Raw genomic sequence first — 4,923 nt, forward strand, 5'->3', positions numbered from 1 at the left:
ACTGCAGGGGGGACCCTGTGGGAGAGTAGGACGCCGCCGAACAATTATTGTGAATGAACCCCCATCCGGTTTCCGGATGGGGGTTCTTCGCGTTTTTGGGCGTTTCCGACCTCTTCGCCCCCGGATCCCTCCCGAACGGCCCCCGCCGAGTGGCTGGTCCACCGTCAATATGCCGCTAAAACCGCCTGATCAGCGTACTGATCAGCGGAAAATCTCGTCGCACGCCGTAGTCTCGAAGGCGGGGGGAACAGGTGTCCGGGGGGTGTCTCCCGGGCCGGGTCGGATCAAGAATGGTGCTCATGGGACGAGGCAGGCTGCGCATCTACCTCGGGGCGGCCCCGGGGGTCGGCAAGACGTACGCCATGCTCGCCGAGGCGCACCGGCGGCAGGAACGTGGTACGGACGTCGTGGTGGCGTTCGTGGAGGACCACGGCCGGCGGCGGACCCTGGACATGGTCGCCGGGCTGGAGGTGGTCCTGCGCCAGCAGGTGCTGCACCGTGGCGCCCGGTTCTCCGAGATGGACCTGGACGCCGTCCTCGCCCGCCGCCCGCAGGTGGCCCTGGTGGACGAGCTGGCCCACACCAACATCCCCGGCTGCCGCAACGAGAAGCGCTGGCAGGACGTCGAGGAGCTGTTGGCGGCCGGGATCGACGTGATCTCCACCGTCAACGTGCAGCACCTGGAGTCGCTCGGCGACGCGGTGGAGGGCATCACCGGGGTGCGCCAGCGCGAGACCGTCCCGGACGAGGTGGTCCGGCGGGCGGACCAGATCGAGCTGGTGGACATGTCCCCGCAGGCGCTGCGGCGGCGGCTGGCGCACGGCAACGTGTACGCGCCGGAGAAGATCGACGCCGCCCTCGCCAACTACTTCCGCCCGGGCAACCTGACCGCACTGCGCGAGCTGGCGCTGCTGTGGACCGCGGACCGGGTGGACGAGTACCTCCAGAAGTACCGGGCCGAGCAGGGCATCGAGGGCACCTGGCAGGCCCGGGAGCGGATCGTGGTCGGTCTGACCGGCGGGCCGGAGGGAGCGACGCTGATCCGCCGGGCGGCCCGGATCGCCGCCCGGGTCTCCGGTGGTGAGCTGCTCGCCGTCCACATCTCCCGTTCGGACGGGCTGGTGGGCTCCGGCTCGCCGCAGACGCTGATCGAGCAGCGTGTGCTGGTGGAGAGCCTCGGCGGCTCCTTCCACGCCGTGCTGGGCGACGATCCGGCCGCCGGGTTGCTGGACTTCGCCCGCGGCGTGAACGCGACGCAGATCGTGCTGGGCACCAGTCGGCGGCCCGCCTGGCAGTACCTGTACGGGCCGGGCGTCGGTACCACGGTGACCCGGGAGGCCGGGGACATCGACGTCCACATGGTCACCCACGAGCACGCCGGGTACGGGCGCCGCGGCAAGATACCCGTCCGCCGGATCACCGACCTGGGCCGCACCCGGACGGTCGCGGGCTGGCTGATCGGGCTGGTCGGCCCGCCGCTGCTGGCGATCGTGCTGGCCGCGATCGGCGGGCTGGGGCTCTCCACCGACATGCTGCTGTTCCTGTCGCTGACGGTGTGCGCCGCGCTGGTCGGCGGGCTGCTGCCGGCCATCGGCTCGGCGCTGGTCGGCTCCTCGGTGCTGAACTACTACTTCACCCCGCCGCTGCACACCTTCACCATCAACGAGCCGCAGAACATCATGGCGGTGGCGATCTTCACCATCGTCGGCATCTCGGTGGCCTCGGTGGTGGACCTCGCGGCCCGGCGCACCCAGCAGGCGGCGCTCAGCCAGACCGAGGCGCAGACGCTCAGCGCGCTGGCCGGCACGGTGCTGCGCGGCGCGCCGAACGGGGACGGGGTGCTCACCGCGCTGATGGAACAGGTCCGGGAGACCTTCGGGCAGGAGAGCGCCGCGCTGCTGGAGCGGCCGGATCCGCTCTCCGCCTGGGTGTCGGTGGCCGCCGCCGGGCCGCGCCCGCCGGAGCGGCCGGAGGAGGCCGACGTGGACGTCCCGGTGGGCGACAGCCTGGCGTTGGTCCTGCGCGGTCGGGTGTTGCCCGGCGCGGACCGCCGCCTGCTCGGCGCCTTCGCCGCCCAGGCCGCCGTGGTGCTGGAACGCCGCCGGCTGGCCCGGGAGGCCGCCGAGGCCCGCCGGGAGGCCGAGGGCAACCGCATCCGGACGGCCCTGCTGGCCGCCGTCTCGCACGACCTGCGCACCCCGCTGGCGGGCATCAAGGCCTCGGTGAGCTCGCTGCGTTCGGCTGACGTCGACTGGGACCCGGAGGACGAGGCCGAGCTGCTGGCCGGCATCGAGGCCGGGGCCGACCGGCTGGACCACCTGATCAACAACCTGCTCGACATGAGCCGTCTGCAGACCGGCACCGTCACCCCGCTGATCCAGGAGACCGACCTGGACGAGGTGGTGCCGTTCGCGCTCGGCGGGGTGCCGCTGGAGTCCGTCCGGCTGGAGGTGCCGGAGACGCTGCCGATGGTCCGGGCCGACGGCGGGCTGCTGGAGCGCTCGCTGGCCAACCTGGTGGAGAACGCCGTCAAGTACAGCCCGGACGGCGTCAAGGTGCTGGTCAAGGCCGACGAGCTGCGTCGGCCGGGGATGCCGGCCCGGGTCGAGCTGCGGATCGTGGACCGCGGCCCGGGTGTGCCGGAGGACGCCAAGGAGAAGATCTTCGCGCCGTTCCAGCGCTACGGGGACGCGCCGCGCGGCGCCGGGGTCGGCCTCGGGCTCGCGGTGGCGCGCGGCTTCGTGGAGGCGATGGACGGTACCGTCACCGCCGAGGACACCCCGGGCGGCGGCCTCACCATGGTCGTCAGCCTGCCCGTGGTCGAACGGCCGCCCGAACCGGGGGAGCCGGGCGAGGGGGCCGGTCCGCTCTCGGAGCTGATCACCTGAGAACCGGCCGGGCCCGTCGCCACCGGCCGGCGGCGTCTGCCGCACGCCGTACCGAAAGTCACAGAGCCAGTCCCACAGTCCGAAAGTCAGACAGCCCTGAAAGGCGGAGCCCGTAAATGACCCGGGTCCTCGTCGTGGACGACGAACCGCAGATCGTCCGCGCGCTGGTGATCAACCTCAAGGCCCGCAAGTACGAGGTGGACGCGGCCCATGACGGCGCGAGCGCCCTGGAGCTGGCCGCGGCCCGCCATCCGGACGTCGTCGTCCTGGACCTCGGCCTGCCCGACATGGACGGGGTCGAGGTGATCCGCGGGCTGCGCGGCTGGACCCGGGTGCCGATCATCGTGCTGTCCGCCCGGCACGCCTCGGACGAGAAGGTCGAGGCGCTGGACGCCGGTGCCGACGACTACGTCACCAAGCCGTTCGGCATGGACGAGCTGCTCGCCAGGATGCGGGCCGCGGTGCGGCGGGCCGAGCCGGTGGCCGGGGAGGCGGACTCGCTGGTCGTCACCGAGTCCTTCACCGTCGACCTCGCGGCCAAGAAGGTCAACCGCGACGGCGCCGACGTCCGCCTCACCCCGACCGAGTGGCACCTGCTGGAGGTGCTGGTCCGCAACGCCGGGCGGCTGGTCAGCCAGACCCAGCTGCTCCAGGAGGTGTGGGGCCCCGCCTACCGCACCGAGACCAACTACCTGCGGGTCTACCTCGCCCAGCTGCGCCGGAAGCTGGAGCGCGACCCTTCGCACCCGCGCCACTTCATCACCGAGCCGGGCATGGGATACCGGTTCGAGAGCTGACCGCGGCTGCCCCCGGCGGCCGCACGACCTGCCCCCGGGGGCCCGGAACCCGGTACCCTTCCGGCATGAGTGGTGACAACAGCATCGGCCAGCCGCAGGGGCGGTTCCGCCGCATGCTCAGCCGGCTGACCTCCTCGGCCGAGGAGCTGGACGCCGAGGAGCTGCGTCAGGAGAGCGCCGCGGAGTCGGGCTGCATGCCGATCGCCGGATGCGCGGACCGCGAGCTGGTCACCGTCGCGGGCACGCTGCGTACGGTGACGCTCCGCCCGCGGGCCGGCGTGCCCGCCCTGGAGGCCGAACTCTTCGACGGCACCGAGGCGTTGGACGTGGTCTGGCTCGGCCGCCGCTCGATCGCCGGGATAGAACCCGGCCGCCGGCTGATCGCCAGCGGCCGGATCAGTCACGCACGCGGGCGCCGCGTGCTGTTCAACCCCCGCTACGAGCTGCGTCCGGTCGGACACGGGAGCGAATCAGCGTGAGCAACCAGCCCGGCGGCGAGGCCGCCGCCCAGCTCGACCCGGCCGCCGACCTCGCGGCCGCGGAGGCCGCCCGCAAGGCCGCCTCCAAGGAGGCCGCCGACACCGTGCTCCAGGCCTTCGGCGGCGTCCGCGGCATGATCGACATGACCTTGCCCGGCCTGGTCTTCATCGTCACCTACAACCTGACCCACCAGGTCAGCACCTCGGCCTGGGCCGCGCTCGGCCTGAGCGCCCTGTTCGTGGTGGCCCGGCTGGCGAGGCGGGAGACCATCCAGCACGCCTTCAGCGGCGTGTTCGGCGTCGCCCTCGGCGCCTGGATCTCGATGAAGAGCGGCAAGGCCGAGGACTTCTACCTGCCCGGCCTGCTCTGGAACGTCGCCTACTCCGTCGCCCTGGCGATCTCCGCCCTGGTGCGCTGGCCGATGATCGGGGTGATGCTCGGCCCGATCACCGGTGAGATGTTCACCTGGCGCAAGGAGAACCCGGGCCGCCTGGCCGCCTACACCAAGGCGACCTGGGCCTGGGTGCTGATCATGGGCCTCAAGCCGGTGATCCTCTTCCCGCTGTACTTCACCCACAACGTGAACCTGCTGGGCTGGCTGAAGGTCGCCCTCGGCATCCCCCCGCTGCTGCTGGCGATGTACGTGACCTGGCAGATCCTGCTGAAGGCGCCGCCGCCGATCAAGGCGCAGCTGGACGACGACGAGGAGGAGCCGGCGAAGTAGCCGGCTCCCACGGCGAGCGGGGCGCGCGAGGACG

The 4,923-nt window shown here is 72.3% G+C and carries 4 protein-coding genes; all 4 read left to right on the top strand.

Annotated features, from left to right (window positions below):
• The first annotated feature begins 299 nt into the window (after positions 1-299).
• Positions 300-2,888 (top strand): ATP-binding protein, encoded by a 2,589-nt coding sequence (locus ACFRAR_RS38240; RefSeq protein WP_380704990.1) that lies wholly within the window; start codon positions 300-302, stop codon positions 2,886-2,888.
• 116 nt (positions 2,889-3,004) lie between these two features.
• Positions 3,005-3,685, top strand: coding sequence for a response regulator (locus ACFRAR_RS38245; protein WP_049657530.1), 681 nt, complete (start codon positions 3,005-3,007; stop codon positions 3,683-3,685).
• Between the two features lie 65 nt (positions 3,686-3,750).
• Positions 3,751-4,164 (top strand): OB-fold nucleic acid binding domain-containing protein, encoded by a 414-nt coding sequence (locus tag ACFRAR_RS38250; RefSeq protein WP_380704992.1) that lies wholly within the window; start codon positions 3,751-3,753, stop codon positions 4,162-4,164.
• Positions 4,161-4,889, top strand: a complete 729-nt coding sequence (locus ACFRAR_RS38255; RefSeq protein ID WP_380704994.1) for a DUF3159 domain-containing protein — start codon at positions 4,161-4,163, stop codon at positions 4,887-4,889. Before ACFRAR_RS38250 ends, ACFRAR_RS38255 begins: the two co-directional genes overlap by 4 nt.
• The last annotated feature ends 34 nt before the right edge of the window (positions 4,890-4,923 follow it).

The sequence above is a fragment of the Kitasatospora sp. NPDC056651 genome (assembly GCF_042792155.1).
Classification (GTDB): Bacteria; Actinomycetota; Actinomycetes; order Streptomycetales; family Streptomycetaceae; genus Kitasatospora.

Coding starts and splice junctions, on each gene's coding strand:
- ACFRAR_RS38245 (WP_049657530.1), top strand. CDS start 3,005: ATGACCCGGGTCCTCGTCGTGGACGACGAACCGCAGATCGTCCGCGCG.
- ACFRAR_RS38240 (WP_380704990.1), top strand. CDS start 300: ATGGGACGAGGCAGGCTGCGCATCTACCTCGGGGCGGCCCCGGGGGTC.
- ACFRAR_RS38250 (WP_380704992.1), top strand. CDS start 3,751: ATGAGTGGTGACAACAGCATCGGCCAGCCGCAGGGGCGGTTCCGCCGC.